Annotated in this window: 11 protein-coding genes and 1 pseudogene; 10 read left to right on the top strand and 2 right to left on the bottom strand. The window is 45.1% G+C overall.

Annotated features, from left to right (window positions below; translation table 11 throughout):
- Window positions 1-66 precede the first annotated feature (66 nt).
- From rpoC to ACOJR9_RS17290, 6 genes and pseudogenes are all read left to right on the top strand, one after another.
- Window positions 67-4,239: a DNA-directed RNA polymerase subunit beta' gene (gene rpoC / locus ACOJR9_RS17315; protein ID WP_420934132.1), complete on the top strand. Its 4,173-nt coding sequence runs from the start codon at window positions 67-69 to the stop codon at window positions 4,237-4,239.
- Window positions 4,240-4,549: 310 nt separating this feature from the next.
- The gene (rpsL, locus tag ACOJR9_RS17310; RefSeq protein ID WP_071980814.1) at window positions 4,550-4,924 is read left to right on the top strand and encodes a 30S ribosomal protein S12; all 375 of its coding nucleotides are present in this window, start codon (window positions 4,550-4,552) and stop codon (window positions 4,922-4,924) included.
- A 75-nt stretch (window positions 4,925-4,999) separates the two neighbouring features.
- Window positions 5,000-5,470, top strand: a complete 471-nt coding sequence (gene rpsG, locus ACOJR9_RS17305) for a 30S ribosomal protein S7 (RefSeq protein WP_163105764.1) — start codon at window positions 5,000-5,002, stop codon at window positions 5,468-5,470.
- A 27-nt stretch (window positions 5,471-5,497) separates the two neighbouring features.
- Window positions 5,498-7,600, top strand: coding sequence for an elongation factor G (fusA, locus tag ACOJR9_RS17300; protein ID WP_420934131.1), 2,103 nt, complete (start codon window positions 5,498-5,500; stop codon window positions 7,598-7,600).
- 63 nt (window positions 7,601-7,663) lie between these two features.
- Window positions 7,664-8,848 carry an elongation factor Tu gene (gene tuf / locus ACOJR9_RS17295; RefSeq protein ID WP_420934130.1) on the top strand — a complete coding sequence of 395 codons (1,185 nt, stop codon included), beginning with the start codon at window positions 7,664-7,666 and terminating at the stop codon, window positions 8,846-8,848.
- 393 nt (window positions 8,849-9,241) lie between these two features.
- Window positions 9,242-10,633, top strand: a pseudogene (locus ACOJR9_RS17290) (alpha-amylase family glycosyl hydrolase).
- Between the two features lie 200 nt (window positions 10,634-10,833).
- On the opposite strand, the gene ACOJR9_RS17285 reads toward ACOJR9_RS17290, so the two are convergent.
- Entirely contained in the window at window positions 10,834-11,742 is a 909-nt protein-coding gene (locus ACOJR9_RS17285; RefSeq protein WP_420934129.1) for a TraB/GumN family protein, read from the bottom strand.
- Between the two features lie 491 nt (window positions 11,743-12,233).
- Between ACOJR9_RS17285 and ACOJR9_RS17280 the strand changes: the two genes are divergently transcribed.
- Window positions 12,234-13,229 (top strand): alpha/beta hydrolase fold domain-containing protein, encoded by a 996-nt coding sequence (locus ACOJR9_RS17280; RefSeq protein WP_420934128.1) that lies wholly within the window; start codon window positions 12,234-12,236, stop codon window positions 13,227-13,229.
- Window positions 13,230-13,334: 105 nt separating this feature from the next.
- Here the strand turns inward: ACOJR9_RS17280 and ACOJR9_RS17275 are convergent, their stop codons facing one another.
- Window positions 13,335-13,853 carry a hypothetical protein gene (locus tag ACOJR9_RS17275; protein ID WP_420934127.1) on the bottom strand — a complete coding sequence of 173 codons (519 nt, stop codon included), beginning with the start codon at window positions 13,851-13,853 and terminating at the stop codon, window positions 13,335-13,337.
- A gap of 351 nt (window positions 13,854-14,204) precedes the next feature.
- Here ACOJR9_RS17275 and ACOJR9_RS17270 point away from each other — a divergent pair, with 351 nt between their 5' ends.
- From ACOJR9_RS17270 to ACOJR9_RS17260, 3 genes are all read left to right on the top strand, one after another.
- Window positions 14,205-15,884, top strand: a complete 1,680-nt coding sequence (locus ACOJR9_RS17270) for a carbon starvation protein A (protein ID WP_420934126.1) — start codon at window positions 14,205-14,207, stop codon at window positions 15,882-15,884.
- A 311-nt stretch (window positions 15,885-16,195) separates the two neighbouring features.
- A complete protein-coding gene (locus ACOJR9_RS17265) occupies window positions 16,196-17,452 on the top strand; it encodes an SO_0444 family Cu/Zn efflux transporter (protein WP_420934125.1) in 1,257 nt (418 codons plus the stop codon).
- A 102-nt stretch (window positions 17,453-17,554) separates the two neighbouring features.
- On the top strand, window positions 17,555-18,637 hold the full coding sequence (locus tag ACOJR9_RS17260; RefSeq protein WP_420934124.1) for a CNNM domain-containing protein: 1,083 nt from the start codon (window positions 17,555-17,557) through the stop codon (window positions 18,635-18,637).
- Window positions 18,638-18,892: the final 255 nt, after the last annotated feature.

Raw genomic sequence — 18,892 nt, 5'->3', positions numbered from 1 at the left:
GTAATGTTATGAGATGGCCCGGCGCTTGCGCCGGGTTCTAGAGACTGACTCCGCTGGGAGAGTAATGTGAAAGACTTATTAAAGTTTCTAAAGCAACAGCATAAGGCCGAAGAATTCGATAATATTCGAATCGGCCTTTCTTCACCTGATATGATCCGTTCATGGTCTTTTGGTGAAGTGAAGAAGCCTGAGACTATTAACTATCGTACGTTCAAGCCTGAGCGAGACGGTTTATTTTGTGCCCGTATCTTTGGCCCCGTTAAAGACTACGAGTGTTTGTGCGGTAAGTACAAGCGCTTAAAGCACCGTGGTGTTATTTGTGAGAAGTGTGGCGTAGAAGTGACACTGACTAAAGTTCGTCGTGAGCGTATGGGTCACATCGAGCTAGCAAGTCCTGTAGCACACATTTGGTTCCTTAAATCGCTACCGTCACGTATCGGCTTAATGCTTGATATGACGCTTCGCGATATCGAGCGCGTGCTTTACTTCGAATCATATGTTGTGACCGAACCGGGTTTAACAACACTTGAGCGTGGACAACTTCTAAACGAAGAAGATTATCTTGATTCACTCGAAGAGCACGGTGACGAATTCGAAGCGAAAATGGGTGCAGAAGCTGTATTCGACCTGCTAACTGCACTTAACGTTGACGCCGACGTTGCAGCGATGCGAGAAGAGTTGCCTTCGATCAATTCTGAAACAAAGCGTAAGAAAATCACCAAGCGCCTCAAGTTGCTTGAGTCATTCCAGCAGTCTGGTAACAAGCCGGAGTGGATGATCATGACAGTACTTCCTGTATTGCCACCTGATCTTCGCCCTCTTGTACCACTAGATGGCGGTCGATTCGCAACATCTGATTTGAACGACCTTTATCGTCGTGTAATCAACCGTAATAACCGTCTTAAGCGTCTTTTAGACCTAGCTGCTCCAGACATTATCGTGCGCAACGAAAAGCGTATGTTACAAGAGTCTGTTGATGCGCTATTAGACAACGGACGTCGCGGGCGTGCTATTACAGGCTCTAACAAGCGTCCACTTAAGTCACTTGCTGACATGATTAAAGGTAAACAGGGTCGTTTCCGTCAAAACCTTCTTGGTAAGCGCGTTGACTATTCTGGTCGTTCAGTTATTACCGTTGGTCCTACGTTGCGTCTTCATCAGTGTGGTCTTCCTAAGAAGATGGCACTTGAGTTATTTAAGCCGTTTATCTACGGTAAACTTGAAGCACGCGGTCTTGCGACAACAATTAAAGCAGCTAAGAAGTTAGTAGAGCGCGAAGCACCAGAGGTGTGGGACGTACTTGATGACGTTATTCGCGAACACCCTGTGTTGCTTAACCGCGCACCTACACTTCACCGTTTGGGTATACAAGCATTCGAACCAACACTCATCGAGGGTAAAGCCATTCAGCTTCACCCACTAGTGTGTGCGGCGTACAACGCCGACTTCGATGGCGACCAAATGGCAGTACACGTACCGTTGACAATAGAAGCACAGCTCGAAGCGCGTGCGCTAATGATGTCGACGAACAACATCTTGTCACCAGCAAACGGTGAGCCGATTATCGTTCCTTCACAGGACGTTGTATTAGGTCTTTACTATCTGACTCGTGACAAAGTGAACGGCTTAGGCGAAGGCATGGTATTCACCAGCCCTAACGAAGCTGAAAAGGCATACCGTACAGGTAATGCTGAGCTTCATTCTCGCGTTAAAGTACGTATTACTGAATACGATATTGATGAAAACGGCAACAAGACAGAGAGAGTAACACTGACTCAAACTACAGTTGGTCGTGCCATTTTCTCATTGATCCTACCTAAGGGTCTTCCGTTTGAAATCATCAACCAAGCGATGGGCAAGAAGCAAATTTCAAAACTATTGAATGCTTGTTACCGTACCCTTGGTTTAAAAGATACGGTTATTGCAGCTGACCAAATTATGTATACCGGTTTCCACTACGCGATGATCGCGGGTGCGTCTGTTGGTATTGATGATATGGTAATCCCTGAAGCTAAGAAAGACATCGTTGACGCTGCCGAAGCAGAAGTGATCGAGATTCAGGAACAGTTCCAAAATGGTCTCGTAACAGCCGGTGAGCGTTACAACAAAGTTATTGATATTTGGTCAAATGCCAACGAAAAAGTGGCCAAGGCCATGATGGATAATCTTAAGACTGACATCGTAATTAACCGCGATGGCGAAGAAGAAGAGCAAACCTCATTTAACTCTGTTTACATGATGGCCGACTCGGGCGCTCGTGGTAGTGCCGCTCAGATTCGTCAGTTAGCGGGTATGCGTGGTCTGATGGCTAAACCAGATGGTTCAATCATCGAGACCCCCATCACGGCAAACTTCCGTGAAGGTCTTAACGTTCTTCAGTACTTCATCTCAACGCACGGTGCGCGTAAAGGTCTTGCCGATACAGCACTTAAGACTGCGAACTCGGGTTACCTAACTCGTCGTCTTGTTGACGTTGCACAAGATTTGGTTATCACTAATGACGACTGTGGTACGTTCGGTGGTGTAACCATGACACCGCTAATCGAAGGTGGCGACGTAGTTGAGCCGCTTCGCGAACGGGTACTAGGTCGAGTAGTTGCAGAAGACGTAGTTAAGCCAGGTACTAGTGAAGTATTGGTTGAACGTAATGTACTATTAGACGAAGCGCTAGTGGACATGCTTGAAGCCAACTCTGTTGACCAAATTCAAGTACGCTCGGTTATCACCTGTGATAACGACTTTGGTGTGTGTGCTAACTGTTATGGTCGTGACCTTGCTCGCGGACATATGGTTGGCAGTGGTGAGTCAGTTGGTGTTATTGCAGCACAATCAATCGGTGAACCCGGTACACAGCTTACCATGCGTACATTCCACATCGGTGGAGCGGCATCACGAGCGTCAGCTGAGAATAGTGTTCAGGTGAAAACGGCGGGTAGTCTTAAGCTACACAACGAAAAATCTGTTCGTAACTCTGACGGCAAAGTGGTTATTGTTTCTCGTTCAACAGAACTGACTGTTATCGATGAGCAAGGTCGTGAGAAAGAGCGTTATAAAGTGCCTTACGGTGCAGTGCTTAGTGTTGACGATGGTGCGAAGATTGCAGCTGGCGACGTTGTTGCTAACTGGGATCCGCATAGTCACCCAATTGTTACTGAACGTGCAGCTAAAATTAGCTTCGCTGACATCGACGACTCTAACACAGAAATGCAGCAGGATGAGCTTACTGGCCTAACGCGTATTGTTGTTAAAGATTTAACAAAGGCAAACGCAAAAGAGCCTAAGCTTATCCTTGAAAGTGATGAGTTCGGTCTTCAAGAGATTCGTCTTCCAAGCTTCACCACAATCGAAGCGAAAGAAGGCAAAGTGGCTAACGAAGGTGACGTGCTAGCGCGTATACCTCAAGAAAGCTCGAAGACTCGTGACATCACGGGTGGTCTACCACGCGTTGCAGACTTGTTCGAAGCACGTAAGCCTAAAGAGCCGGCTATTTTAGCTGAAATCTCAGGTACTATCGGTTTCGGCAAGGAGACGAAAGGTAAGAAGCGCTTAGTGATCACACCTGCTGAAGGTGAAGCATACGAAGAGATGATTCCGAAATGGCGTCAGCTTAATGTGTTCGAAGGTGAGAAAGTGGAAAAAGGCGAAGTTATTGCCGATGGTCCAGAGTCTCCACACGACATATTGCGCCTTCGTGGTATTTCCCATGTAGCAAACTACATCGTAAACGAAGTTCAGGAAGTGTACCGTCTACAGGGCGTTAAGATTAACGATAAGCACATCGAAGTTGTTATTCGTCAGATGTTGCGTAAGTGCGTGATTACTCATCCGGGCGACACGCAGTTCCTAGAAGGCGAGCAGGTAGAAGTTTCTAACGTGAAAGTAGCCAACCGTGAAATTGAAAAACACGGTAAGATACCAGCACAGTACGAAACACAATTGCTGGGTATCACTAAAGCGTCACTGTCTACTGAGTCATTTATCTCAGCGGCATCGTTCCAAGAAACAACGCGTGTACTGACTGAAGCAGCGGTTCAAGGTAAAGAAGATGACCTTCGTGGTCTGAAAGAGAACGTAATTGTTGGAAGACTCATTCCAGCTGGTACGGGTTTCGCTTACCATGAACGCCGAGCACAACAGCGCAAAGAGCAAATCGAAGAAATGTCAGTATCTGCAGCAGATGCAGAACAGGCACTGACCGAAGCGCTTAATGCAGGTGCAGACGACGATTCGGCCGAATAAGGCATGATCATAGGAGTGCGTTAACGTACTCCTAACATAATGGCAGCTTAGGCTGACAGATTTTAAGAATATTAAGTGCTTAGAGTTTGTACAGCTTGACAGTCAAGGCGATGATCATTAATATTCCGCGACCCGATTTTGGATAGCCCCGAAAAGGCTCGATAAACGGTCGCGGTTTTTTTTATCAGAGCCTAGTAAATATTGACGAGCACAATATTTACTACAAACAGGGCGACGAAGTGAAAAGTCGCATTATATGGACCCAATCACAATGATTGGGTTTTCGTAGTTTTTAATCAGGAGCTAGTTAATGGCAACAGTTAACCAGTTAGTGCGCAAGCCACGCAGAAAGCCCGTTGAAAAAAGCAACGTAGCTGCACTGCAAGCTTGTCCACAGAGACGTGGTGTATGTACTCGTGTATATACTACTACGCCAAAGAAACCAAACTCTGCACTACGTAAAGTATGTCGTGTACGTCTAACTAACGGTTTTGAAGTTTCTTCATACATCGGTGGTGAAGGTCACAACCTACAAGAGCACAGTGTAGTACTTATCCGTGGTGGTCGTGTTAAAGACTTACCAGGTGTTCGTTATCACACAGTTCGCGGTACATTGGACTGCGCAGGTGTAAACGATCGTAAGCAAGCCCGTTCTAAGTACGGTGCGAAAAGGCCTAAGTCTTAACGGTTCTCCGTTAGTAAGGCCAAACTGAAGTTTAAGAGTTTTGGGTATTCCCTGAATTCATACGGAGAATAGAAAATGCCAAGAAGAAGAGTCGTAGGTCAACGTAAAATCCTACCAGAGCCAAAATTTGGTTCACAACTGCTTGCTAAATTCATGAATGTCGTAATGCTCGACGGCAAAAAGTCAGTCGCTGAAAAAATCGTTTACGGTGCGCTAGATATTGTTGCTGAAAAAACCAACAAAGCACACCTAGATGTTTTCGAAGAAGCTCTTGATAACATCCGTCCAACGGTTGAGGTTAAGTCTCGTCGTGTGGGTGGTTCAACTTATCAGGTTCCAGTAGAAGTACGTCCAGTTCGTCGTAATGCACTAGGTATGCGTTGGATGGTTGATGCTGCACGTAAACGTGGCGAAAAGTCTATGGCACAGCGCCTAGCGGCTGAAATGATGGATGCATCAGAAAATAAAGGTTCAGCGGTTAAGAAACGTGAAGACGTTCACCGTATGGCCGAAGCAAACAAAGCGTTTGCTCATTACCGTTGGTAATCAACGTAATATAACTGAGAGAGATTTATGCCTCGTAAGACCTCGATTGAGCGCTATCGCAATATTGGTATTGTGGCTCACGTGGACGCTGGTAAAACCACGACCACAGAGCGAGTCTTGTTTTATACAGGACTATCTCACAAAATCGGTGAAGTGCACGATGGTGCTGCTACTATGGATTGGATGGAGCAGGAGCAGGAGCGTGGTATCACTATCACGTCCGCTGCGACTACCTGTTTTTGGTCCGGTATGGAGCAGCAGTTCGATCAACACAGAATAAATATCATCGACACGCCTGGACACGTAGACTTTACTATTGAAGTAGAGCGTTCACTACGTGTTCTTGACGGAGCGGTTGTTGTATTCTGTGGGTCTTCTGGGGTAGAACCTCAATCAGAAACAGTCTGGCGACAGGCTGATAAATATCAAGTGCCACGCCTTGTATTCGTCAATAAGATGGACAGGGCTGGTGCTGATTTTGAACGCGTTGTGGCGCAAATCCGTAAACGCTTAGGCGCTAGCTGTGTTCCGATTCAAATCAACATGGGCGCTGAAGAAGAATTCCATGGTGTCATCGATTTAATTAAGATGAAATCAATTAACTGGAATGTTGAAGACATGGGTATGACATTTACTTATGAAGACATTCCGGCTGAATATTTAGAGAAAGCGCAGCAGTATCGTACTGAAATGATAGAAGCAGCCGCTGAAGCTTCTGACGAGTTAATGAACAAGTATTTGGAAGGCGAATCGCTAACCGAAGAAGAAATACGACTAGGGCTACGCACCCGTACGCTGAATAACGAAATTGTTCTTGCCACCTGTGGCAGTGCCTTCAAAAACAAAGGTGTTCAGGCAGTACTAGATGCGGTTGTTCATTACTTACCTTCGCCAAATGAAGTAAAGGCGATAACGGGTATTCTTGACGACAAAGACGAAACAGAAGCAGAACGTCATCCTACGGACGAAGAGCCATTTTCTGCTTTGGCGTTTAAAATAGCGACCGACCCCTTTGTTGGTACGTTGACGTTCTTCCGATGCTATTCAGGTGTGGTAAATACTGGTGATACGGTATACAACCCAGTGAAAGGTAAGCGAGAGCGCTTCGGTCGTATTGTGCAAATGCACGCAAAAGACAGAGAAGAAATAAAAGAGGTTCGCGCGGGCGATATTGCAGCAGCGATTGGCCTTAAGGATGTCACTACAGGTGACACGCTATGCGATCCAAATAACATCATTACGTTAGAGCGTATGGAATTTCCTGATCCGGTAATTTCAATTGCTGTAGAGCCAAAGTCGCAGGCTGACCAAGAAAAAATGGGCATAGCACTAAGCAAACTGGCTGCAGAAGATCCGTCATTTAAAGTAAAAACTGATGACGAAACCGGTCAAACGATCATCTCTGGTATGGGTGAATTACACCTTGATATCATTATCGATCGCATGAAACGCGAATTTAAAGTTGAATGTAACGTAGGTAACCCTCAGGTTGCTTATCGTGAAACCCTCCGCAAAAATGTTGAGGTGGAAGGGAAGTTCATTCGTCAGTCAGGCGGCCGCGGTCAATTTGGTCACGTATGGTTGCGTATTGAGCCTCAGGAAGAGGATTTTGGCTACGAATTTGTGAACGAGATCGTCGGTGGAACTGTTCCAAAAGAGTTCATTCCCGCGGTCGACAAAGGAATTCAGGAGCAGATGCGAAGTGGTGTTCTTGCAGGGTATCCGGTACTTGATGTAAAGGTTACGTTGTTTGATGGTTCTTACCACGATGTTGACTCTTCTGAAATGGCGTTTAAGATCGCCGGCTCTATGGGTTTCAAAAAAGGCGCCGCAGAAGCAAATCCGGTGTTGCTTGAACCCACAATGAAAGTTGAAGTAACAACTCCAGAAGACTGGATGGGTGATGTTGTTGGTGATTTAAATCGTCGTCGCGGCATGATCGAAGGTATGGAAGATGGCGTTGCAGGTATTAAAACGATACGTGCTAAAGTGCCTCTTTCGGAGATGTTTGGGTATGCGACAGACTTGCGTTCACAAACGCAGGGTCGTGCTTCATACTCAATGGAGTTTTTCAATTATTCTGAGGCGCCTAACAATGTGGCGCGGGCTATTATTGAATCTAGAATCTAATCTAAATGAAGGTTCGGTCCGGTCTATTTGTGGGTCGGACTTTTAACTTAGGAAACGAGAAAAATGGCAAAAGAAAAGTTTGAACGTAAAAAGCCCCATGTAAACGTGGGTACTATCGGCCACGTTGACCACGGTAAAACCACACTAACTGCAGCTATTACTACTGTTCTAGCTAAGACCTACGGTGGTTCTGCAAGCGCATTCGATATGATCGATAACGCGCCTGAAGAAAAAGCACGTGGTATCACCATCTCTACCTCACACGTAGAATATGATACTCCTGCTCGTCACTATGCCCACGTTGACTGCCCAGGACACGCTGATTACGTTAAAAACATGATCACCGGTGCTGCACAGATGGATGGCGGTATTCTAGTAGTTGCAGCGACTGACGGCCCTATGCCACAGACTCGCGAGCACATCCTACTTGGTCGTCAGGTTGGTATTCCTCACATCATCGTGTTCATGAACAAGTGTGACATGGTTGATGATGAAGAGCTTCTTGAGCTAGTAGAAATGGAAGTTCGTGAACTTCTTAGCGAATATGACTTCCCAGGCGATGACCTTCCAGTTATCCAAGGTTCTGCTCTTAAAGCCCTTGAAGGCGACCCAGAATGGGAAAAGAAAATCATCGAGCTAGGTGAAGCGCTTGATTCATATATCCCAGAGCCAGAGCGTGCAATCGACAAGCCGTTCATTCTTCCAATTGAAGACGTATTCTCAATCTCAGGTCGTGGTACTGTTGTAACAGGCCGTGTTGAGCAAGGTATTGTTAAAGTTGGTGAAGAAGTAGAAATCGTTGGTATCAAAGCTACAGTTAAGACGACGTGTACGGGTGTTGAAATGTTCCGTAAGCTTCTAGACGAAGGTCGTGCTGGTGAGAACGTTGGTGTACTACTACGTGGTACTAAGCGTGATGACGTAGAGCGTGGACAAGTACTAGCGAAGCCTGGTTCAATCAACCCACACACTAAGTTTGAAGCAGAAGTGTACGTATTGTCTAAAGACGAAGGTGGCCGTCATACTCCATTCTTCAAAGGCTATCGTCCACAGTTCTACTTCCGTACCACTGACGTAACGGGTGCGGTAGAGCTTCCAGAAGGCGTAGAAATGGTAATGCCTGGTGACAACCTTAAATTTAAAGTTGAGCTAATTGCTCCGATTGCGATGGACGAAGGTCTACGTTTCGCAATCCGTGAAGGTGGTCGTACAGTAGGTGCTGGTGTTGTTGCGAAGATCCTAGACTAATCTAGACTCTGCAAACACTGCACAAAAAAGCGCACTTAGGTGCGCTTTTTTTATGCCTGTTTAAAAGTGCGTGAGTGTATGACCTCTGAAACTCGCCGTAAACCCATTCATGGGGGCTCCGACACCGCATCCCTGCGGTGTAGGGTTTCAGAGGGCATACACTCACTCCCTTCGAGGCATAATAAAAGCTTAGGAGAAAGGAAGAAACACGCCGTGAACCCATCCATGGGGACTCCACAGTCGCGTCCGTGCTGCTGAGAGTTCTCTATAGCTATTGGGGAATCTGGTAAACACCCACAAAGTCATACATACGTATTCATGTTAACAGATTGTTGAAAAAAAATTATTTGCATCGCATATTGCTAAAACTTAACCGATTAAGAGATTCAAAATATGAACAAATTTGCATTATTATTTTTGACTTTGATTTTAGGCGCATGTACCAATATCGGCAAAAACACTACATCAACAAATACTTCATCGAAATATGTACCTCAAGAATACGTCAAATTGCAGCATCCCGAATGGAGTAAGAACGCCAGTTTTTACCAGATAAATACGCGACAGTTTACTCCAGAGGGGACGTTTACAGCTGCAAAGGAACAATTACCACGATTAAAAGAACTCGGCGTGGATATTCTTTGGCTAATGCCTATTCATCCTATTGGCGAAGAAAATAGAAAGGGCTCGCTAGGTAGCCCTTACGCAGTCAAAGATTATTTTAGTGTTAACCCCGAATTTGGTACGTTGGAAGATTTAAAAAGCTTTGTAGATAGGGCACATGAGCTCGGTATGTATGTCATTTTAGACTGAGTAGCAAACCACAGTGCTTGGGATAACGAATTAAGATTTAAACACCCAAATTGGTATACAAAAAATGCGCAGGGCAACTTTCACCCGACCCCTTGGTGGGATTGGTCAGACATAATCGACTTTGATTATAGCGTTCCAGAAATGCGGAAATACATGACTAATGCAATGAAGTTTTGGGTTGAAGAAGTAAATGTTGACGGTTACCGATGCGATGTTGCGGGTTTCGTACCAATCGACTTCTGGGAAAATGTCAGAGCCGAATTAGATGCCATTAAACCTGTTTTTATGTTGGCTGAATGGGAAATGCGCGATTTACACGCAAAAGCTTTTGATGCTACTTACGCATGGTCTTGGCAGGAGGCTGTTCACGATATTATGATTGGACAGGCTGACCTAAATAGCCTGTTTGTTTACTATTCATGGAATGAGGGAGCTTATCCGAAAAATAGCTACCGAATGACTTATGTTTCAAATCACGATGCTAATTCCTGGGAAGGAAGCGTATTTGAGCGCTATGGCAGCGAAGAGAAAGCGGCGGCAGCAATCGTGTTGTCCGTTGTCGGGGAGGGTATCCCATTAATTTATAATGGATTGGAAGCCGGTAATGATAAGCGTCTCAAGTTTTTCGAAAAAGACCCAATCGAATGGAAAGAACATGAGTTTACACCATTAATACAGAAGCTATTGGCGCTTCAGAAAAGTAATACCGCATTGTGGCATGGTAAATATGGCGCCACAATGGAGCGTATTTATAATACGAGTCCGACCGAAGTATTGAGTTTTATCCGCGATAACAGCGAGGGTAAGGTGTTTGTTGTAATTAATTTTTCTGACAAAGATCATGCAGTAAAATTTAAAGGCCCGCAGACGTCAGGAGTCTATACTGAACTATTTAACAAGCAAAAAGTGACATTTTCAGAGTCTACAAGCCTTAATTTGAAACCTTGGGAATATCGGGTTTACGTGAAGTAAGAGAGGGTAAAAGTATCTTTAACGCTTGTGCATCAAAATACTCAGGCGAATAACCGTTTTTCTGTCAATCGCATGAGTGCTGTGTGTAAAAGGCGTTAATATCACAAACCTACTGTATCTCTTGCGACACTAAGTTAAAAGTCTATTCATCAGAATCACAGTCATTAACGGGAAAGCGCTTTAACCCCTGCACCAGCCTGTTATAGCTGCTTTAACCCATACCCTTTTTGCTTAAGAAGCTCAAGTACGTTGTCCTCGCCAACGAGATGTCCCGCGCCTACCAGTACAAACTCTTGATCGTCATCGCCAAACATAGCTTCTATTTGAGGGATCCAGTTCATATTGCGTTTGGTAAACACATCGTCATAGGATTCTGGCGCTTCTTGTTTGAAAGTTTGAATGACGAGCTTGTTTAAGGCTTCTGTGTCTCCTGCACGCCACGCTTTTATCGTCTGTTCAAGTTCGCTTTTAAGATCGGGTAAAGTCGCGAGGGTTTCAGAAATAAAGCGTTCCTCCTCACCGTCGCCTAAATTAGCAAGCATATTAATCTGAAAGTCTAGCGATTCTAGGTACTCTCTTTCTTTGCCGTCTCGCTTTGCTAATTGAGTAAAATAAGCGTCTACGCCCTCACCAGCCATTTGTGCACGCTGTGCTTCCATGGTGACTAACATAGTGGTAACAAAACCAGGTTTAAAGCTGGCTAACTGGTTTGCACTAGCGCCGAAGGCAGATAAATATTGGTCTAAGGCCTTAAAGGTTTCGTCTGTCAGGGTATCTTTGAGCGTTTCCCCATTTCGGTAGGATAGCCCCATCATCATCTGTTGCTGCGCGGCCACATCGGTTGGGTCAGGTAGCTCGGCTTCAAAAACCACGGTGTCACTTAATTGATAAATGTCAGTGAATTGCACTGGTAACGGAAATTCAGATACGGGGAGAATGTGAATAGTGCCGCCAATGTAGACGGTGTCACCGTTTTTAGTAACCTCCCAAATAGACGTGCTATCGTTGCCGCTACTGGCAATTTCTGCGCTTTCAACACTGAGCGCGGTGGTAGAGAGCAACGCTAGCCCAACTCCTGCAGCCAATTTGCGAAAAGAGTGTAATTTCATGTCAATTTCCTTATAAGTCATCATTCGTCGCAATGTATGTCAGTAGGTAAAAAATAACTGGCAACCTTGTTTGTTAATTAGGGTGAGTTTACTTTTGCAAAGCATAAACATGCTCTTGTTTTTCAACGATAGTTATAACCCAAGAGTTCACTAAATAATACTGTACTTGTTCTTTTTAACAGAGCACGTTTACGAGAGCATGCGTATTAGAAAGTGTTTATGAGCTCATTCCTATTCACTGGAGTGTAAGCACTGATGTTGAATTACTGCGGTTTAATCGCTGTTGTTTAAACTGACTGGCTTGGCCTGTATTCTTCAATAACGTATTCTGTAACAAGCGCTCTTTAGTCGAAAGCCTTTCATAAATAGCTTTTCGCGAATAGCTGTCTTACAGTGCTCATGTACAGAGTTTAACTGCAGTGTAGGGCGCTATTTTTGAGTCAAAATAGCATTCATTGCATTAGGTATTTCAAAAATGGGAAATAAACGCCATGCCTGATAACACCAATAATTCATCCCTCGGCCTTAGTCGAACCATCGACACCCCTGCAGGCCTAAGTGATGAAATGAGGCAGGCTATGGCGCAATTCCCAACTCCTACCTTAGATGCTGTTAAAGCTAATTCGCCGTCTACCAAAGCGCAATGGCTTGAGCAAATACACTTAGTCAACACCCAGCAAAAGAAGAAAGTAAAAGCGATGCGCAAGCAGTTTAACGTTGCCGTTGAGCTACTATGCGTTGCGGGAGTCAGTGTTCGTAGAGTAACTCCTACCCATATCAGTGAAGGTTTTGAAGGTAAGGTATATATCGACTTTCACGGTGGTGCCTATGTCTTTTTCTCAGGCCTTCCGAGCATTGAGGAGGGCATTTTAATCGCCAGCAGGTTAGGCATTGTGGTGTATTGCGTTGATTACCGCATGCCACCCTCTTCGCCGTCTTCTCAAGCATTAGATGATGCGTTTACCGTTTACTGCCATTTGAAGGATAGCTTTGGTGCTAACAATATTTTTGTTGGAGGGACATCAGCAGGCGGTGGGCTAGCACTGTCGTTACTGCAAAAGCTTAAAAAGCAAAATATTGAGCTGCCGATAGCTGCGTATGCAGGAACGCCTTGGGCAGACTTGTCTAATGCCAGTGATTCGTTACTTATAAATGAGGGAGTCGATAGAATCCTAGTGAGTTATCAAGGATTGCTCAATGCTGCGGCCGTGCTTTACGCCGGAATACATTCACTGTCTGAACCTAGCGTTTCCCCTTTGTATGGCGATTTTACCGGGTTGCCACCTACCATCCTAGTGTCAGGAACACGGGATTTGTTTTTAAGTGACACGGTGCGCGTAAATCGAAAGTTAAGGGAGAGCGGCATTCGCACTCAGCTAGAGGTGTTTGAAGGGCTCTCTCATGCAGATTATTTGGTGGCACACAATACGCCGGAATCGATAGCAATATACAAAGAGATAGCGCAGTTTTTCTTAAACGCTATTTAGGGCGGGTCACCATTAAATGAAAGAGCACCTTAGTGATGCTGAGGCACTCTTTTATCAAAACCTTTACTAGGTCTCATTATTTTTGACGTAAATAAGGCTCAACCCTTAAGATCCAAAAACAACCGTTAATACTGCCACCGCAGCACCTATTCCCGCAATCTTAAGCCCGTTTTTGTACATGGGTAACTTTGGCATAAACATCAAAAACGCCGACACCACAAAGAATAGTAAGCTTACGCCAAACGCGATATTTAAGTAGAACAAAGGACTGTTGTTCGTCGCCTTGTGCAGCTTTACTATTTTAGCTAACACAATAGGGTAGTCTTTTCGTATTATCGTGGCTGTGCCAGATGCCTTATCGTATTCACCAACATTAAGCGTGATCGTGTTGCTGTCTTCACTAATAACCTCTGAGCCTCTCACTTTAATAGCAGAACTCACCTCTTCTGCCGATAGGTTTACACTGAGTTGCCGAGTTTGCACTTGCTCATACTTTAAAAAATCAGTTGGCCGAAATATGAGTAACACGCCGCTCAATGCATAAATTGCCATGATCCCAGATAAAAAGAAGCCCAACCATCGGTGGTACTTACGAAACGCCATATGAAGTTTTGGAGATGCCATTGTATTTACTTTATGTGTGTAGTTTACTTAGTGTGACGTTTTATAAACGAGAATGATTCTTTTTTAAAGTGCTAGACTATCAATTACACGTAAATAAAGACGAATTGATGAGCTTGTAACTGATTAAGTGCAGCCGCAGTTTAGTGGGGTGCGCTTTCTCTTGAATTAGCCCTATTGTTAGTCTAATGGTATGACTTGTTTGAATCGGCTTTTAGATAGCTAGACTTTGGTCTAGTATCGTGTCGCAATGTGTGTAAAAAATGCTTTAATCACAGGTCACTAGGTTTAACACATGGACAACAAAACAGCGCGTTCAAAAGTGCCTTGCAAAAACGACAGTGGGAAAAATTTATGCAGTCTATAGCCATTGTAATACTCGGGATCATCGGAATGCTTTTCGGATGGTTTGTATATTCAAAATTTATCGCTAATCGCATTTTTAAATTAGATGATAATTTTGTAACCCCCGCTCATACCGAGCAGGACGGAAAAGATTTTGTGCCAACGAATAAAGTCGTGCTCTGGGGTCACCACTTTACCTCAGTAGCAGGCGCAGCTCCCATCGTAGGGCCCGCAATCGCGGTGTACTGGGGGTGGGTACCCGCAGTGCTTTGGGTGGTGTTTGGTACAATCCTTTTTGCAGGCGTTCACGATATGGGCGCGCTGTGGGCCAGTGCTCGGCATAAAGGAAAGTCAATGGGAGCATTGTCTGAAAGCGTTATCGGTAAGCGCTCTCGCTCGTTGTTCATGATTGTTATTTTCCTCGTTCTCTTAATGGTAAATGCGGTATTCGGTGTCGTGATAGCCAATTCGTTTGTGTCTCAGCCTACGGCGGTCTTTCCCGCGTGGATGGCAATAGCCGTTGCGTTGATTATTGGGCAGCTTTTAAAGCGCAATTTTGCGCTAATTCCACTGTGTCTTGTGGGCATTGTCGTGCTTTATGCCTCTGTATATGCAGGTAGCTATATTCCAATAAGCCTGCCGGAAACCATGTTTGGTCTAGCAGATAAAGCGAACTGGATTGTCATATTGTTTATCTATGCAGCTATTGCTTCATTGTTGCCTGTATGGATGCTTCTACAGCCGCGGGATTTTATCAACGGCATGCAATTATTAGTGGGTCTGTTCTTGCTTTATGGCGCTGTATTTTTCGCCATGCCGGATATCACCGCTCCCGCCTTTAATATGCAAACTGCGGTAGACACCCCCAGTATTATTCCACTTCTGTTCGTTACTATTGCCTGTGGCGCGGTATCAGGTTTCCACGGCATAGTGGCGTCTGGCACCAGTTCAAAACAGCTTGATAAAGAAACAGACGCGCGCTTCGTCGGTTACTTAGGTGCCGTAGGTGAAGGTTCACTTGCCCTCATTACTATTGTGGCGGTAAGCGGCGTTGCATTTGCCGCGTCTCCTGAAGAATGGCATGAAGTGTACAGTCATTTAGGTGCTGGTAGTGTGGGCGCATTTATTACTGGGGGAGCTAACTTAATACAGCAAGGTTGGGGTTTGCCCGTTGATTTCTCCTCCACCATTCTAGCCGTAATGGTTGTGCTGTTCGCGGGTACAACCATGGATTCTGGTGTGCGACTTCAGCGATATATAATTCAAGAGTGGGGTGATATTTATTCCATCAATGCACTTAAAAGCGGTGTTGTAGCCACACTGCTTGCGGTTGGGTGCTGCTTATTACTCGCCTTCGGTGCAGGTGGGGCCTCTGGCAGCGGAGGGATGATCATTTGGCCGCTATTTGGCTCAACCAATCAAATACTGGCCAGCCTCACGTTGTTAGTTATTTCGGTGATGCTTATCAAGCTTGGCAGACCAGCGAAATATACACTTATTCCTATGGTGTTCGTGTTAGTCATGGCTTTTTTTGCAGGGCTTATCAAACTAAAAGAGTATTACTTGGCTGAGAATTATCTATTGGTATTTCTTGATGCTGTGGTGCTGATTGTTTCAGTATTGGTCATGCTAGAAGCGTTTTCAGTGGTATCAAAACTTAAGAAAGATAGTCTGAGCGACACACAGTAGCTCACGCTGCTTGTTGTTGGTTGATCTTAGGCGGTTTGCTTGTAACTAAGTATAACGGGTAGAGAACGCCAGTATTTGGCCTTCATAGTTATGCAGGCTTTTTTTCGATATAGTGTGGCAACACCATACTACTGTTGTTTGTAGGGCGACGTTGCACTATCACTTAGCTTTAATGCAGCGTAATGGCCCTGATAAAGCCCATTGTCGCTTGTGATTTTCTGAATGCGTGGTTTTCTGATAGTATTGGATGGTTAATAAAACAGCCCACACAACAGCGACGCTGTGTGTTCTTTACGCCATATTGAGGAAGTATGTCCGACATTATTCTGCTAGGCCAAAATTTTCTAGCGCTATTCATGGAATCTGCGCCATGGTTATTATTGGGCCTGTTTGTGGCGGGAGTCATGCATGAATTGGTGCCAGTGTCTTTTCTCGAGCGTCACATGGGCAGCAACTCCGTAGGATCAATTAGTAAGGCTGCGGTTATTGGGGCCCCTTTGCCTTTGTGCTCTTGCGGCGTTATTCCTGCGGCGTTGGGCCTTAGGCGCAGCGGAGCCTCAAAATCTTCAACTATTTCATTTCTTGTTTCTACGCCTGAAACAGGTGTCGATAGCGTTTCAGTCTCCTATGCACTACTTGGCCCTTTATTCGCCATAATAAGGCCGGTAGCTGCTGTGGTGAGTGCGATATACGCAGGTATTATGGTCAAAGTATTCGACAACTCAGACAGTAAAGTGGAAAAAACAGCCGAACCTGCGGTCTCGTGTTGCGAAAGCAAACCATTAAAGCCAGTTGAGAATACCTCTTGCTGCAGCACTAAAGAAGAAGTGGCGCAGCCCACTTCATGCTGCAACAGCTCACAGAGTGAGGGTGACAACATCGGCGGTAGCATTCCAGGCAGTATCAATAACGACAGAAGCAGTGCAGGGCGTATTGACAATTCCACAATAGCACCCTTTCGGTTCTCCAATGCAGTATCGTCTGCTGTCCGCGTGGCTCGTTATGCCAGCGGAAAGCTGCTCGAAGATATTGTGGTGTGGCTACTGATAGGTTTATCTCTCGCGGCTGCAATTAAAACCTGGGTGCCTACCGATTTTTTAACGCAATGGGGTGATGGCCTTGTTGCTATGTTGGTCATGGCATTTATTGGTATTCCAATGTACATCTGCGCAACGGCTTCAACGCCCCTAGCCGTTGGTTTCTTAGCGGCAGGGTTATCGCCAGGTGCTATTCTTGTGTTTCTTATGGCAGGCCCAGCCACCAACATATCTACTATGGGTATGATTAAGCAGGAAATGGGGTTAAAAACGCTCGCGCTTTATTTGTTTAGCGTGGTGACGGCAAGTATTGCATTTGGTTATCTACTTAACTATGTTGTGTCGGTGCTGTCGCTAGAGGAGCTTATTCAAACCCAATCTTTGTTGCATAAACATGGTGGTGAAGTTCAAGTAGCTTATGCCGTAAGCGCTGTAGTACTTGTTGTTTTGATGCTGCGTATTGGTATTCATAAACTCATACAGTATCGCCACACACAAACACCGTCATCATGCTGTAATTCGTTCAAATAATCTATCGATGTGCTTGTAACGTTCACGATGTTCCTCATAATGTAACGCTGAGAAATAGCAATAGTCATTCGCAGCTATATCTAATCCTTATGGAAACCCTACATGTTTTTACTTATTGTGTACGTGTTTATCGCACTTGGCTTTTCGTTTTTGTGTTCAATCGCAGAGGCGGTAATATTAAGTGTCTCTTCCGCATATATCTCCGTACTGGAGAAAGAGAATGCGCCAAGTGGAAGGTTGTTGCGTAAACAGACCGATAACATCAACACGCCGTTGTCAGCCATTCTTACGCTTAACACCATTGCTCATACTATGGGAGCGGCGGGTGCGGGAGCCCAAGCTGCATCTGTATTTGGCGAGGCCTATTTAGGTGTAATCTCCGGCGTATTAACGTTACTCATTCTTGTGTTTTCTGAAATTATTCCAAAAACCGTAGGGGCGACGTACTGGCGAACACTAGCCCCCGCGACTGCATATTTTTTAAAATACCTAACACTCATTTTAATGCCTTTTGTGAAAATGTCTGAGTTGCTCACCAGCGGGTTCAAAGAAGATAGTCCGCTAAGAGGGTTAAGTCGCAGTGAGCTTCACGCTATGGCGGAGTTATCAGGGCAGGAAGGGCAACTTGCCAACCACGAAGCTTCGTTTTTACAAAGCCTTCTTAGCCTTCACGAGCTGAAGGTAAAAGACGCAATAACCCATAGAACCGCGTTATTTTCCGTATCTGAATCGATGACGGTAGAGGCCTTTTTCCACAAACATTCTAATATCGAGTTTTCGCGAATTCCCGTGTATGAAGATAACGATTCTGAAAATATTACCGGCTACGTGATGCGCTCAGATTTGCTGGTTGCCCAAGCCCGAGGCAATACTGATAAGCCTCTGTCTGAATATGCCAAGAATTTAATTACTATTTTAAACATTATGCCCTTATCGGTGACGTTTGAGCACTTCATCGATAAACACGTACATATGTTGCTGGTGGTTGACGAGTATGGCGGTTTAGAAGGGGTTATTACCCTTGAAGATTTGCTAGAGCGCTTGCTAGGTGTCGATATCGTAGATGAAAAGGATAAAACCGTCAGTATGCGCCGTTTAGCAAAAATGATGACGCGAAGAAAAGAGACCATGATGATTAAAAATGTGCCAGATGCCTCCCTTGAAAAGCCAAAAAACCGCCGCTAACACGCATTGAGCTGACAGGCTGTTAACGAAAGTAATAACGGTTGATGAATAGGTTTATATATCAGTTGTGGTAAGCAGAAAGTGAACTATCCATCGACGCGCCACTGCATGTGAACCAGCGGGGTACCTCTGAACTATCCGACTGAAGTAAAAAAGCATGGCTGCGTCGCGCACGAATTAAATTTTTATCGGAGATTGCGGTACACTACGCGCACAACGCGAGTAAACGTGTAACGTTTATTCGCCGCACAACTC

It is taken from the genome of Alteromonas ulvae (assembly GCF_048987005.1).
Taxonomy (GTDB): domain Bacteria; phylum Pseudomonadota; class Gammaproteobacteria; order Enterobacterales; family Alteromonadaceae; genus Alteromonas.
This window is presented reverse-complemented; position numbering and strand designations above follow the sequence as displayed.

Bases quoted from the DNA above. Each gene is read 5' to 3' on its own strand.
- rpsL (WP_071980814.1), top strand. From the start codon at position 4,550: ATGGCAACAGTTAACCAGTTAGTGCGCAAGCCACGCAGAAAGCCCGTT.
- rpsG (WP_163105764.1), top strand. From the start codon at position 5,000: ATGCCAAGAAGAAGAGTCGTAGGTCAACGTAAAATCCTACCAGAGCCA.
- fusA (WP_420934131.1), top strand. From the start codon at position 5,498: ATGCCTCGTAAGACCTCGATTGAGCGCTATCGCAATATTGGTATTGTG.
- tuf (WP_420934130.1), top strand. From the start codon at position 7,664: ATGGCAAAAGAAAAGTTTGAACGTAAAAAGCCCCATGTAAACGTGGGT.
- ACOJR9_RS17285 (WP_420934129.1), bottom strand. From the start codon at position 11,742: ATGAAATTACACTCTTTTCGCAAATTGGCTGCAGGAGTTGGGCTAGCG.
- ACOJR9_RS17280 (WP_420934128.1), top strand. From the start codon at position 12,234: ATGCCTGATAACACCAATAATTCATCCCTCGGCCTTAGTCGAACCATC.
- ACOJR9_RS17275 (WP_420934127.1), bottom strand. From the start codon at position 13,853: ATGGCATCTCCAAAACTTCATATGGCGTTTCGTAAGTACCACCGATGG.
- ACOJR9_RS17270 (WP_420934126.1), top strand. From the start codon at position 14,205: ATGCAGTCTATAGCCATTGTAATACTCGGGATCATCGGAATGCTTTTC.
- ACOJR9_RS17265 (WP_420934125.1), top strand. From the start codon at position 16,196: ATGTCCGACATTATTCTGCTAGGCCAAAATTTTCTAGCGCTATTCATG.
- ACOJR9_RS17260 (WP_420934124.1), top strand. From the start codon at position 17,555: ATGTTTTTACTTATTGTGTACGTGTTTATCGCACTTGGCTTTTCGTTT.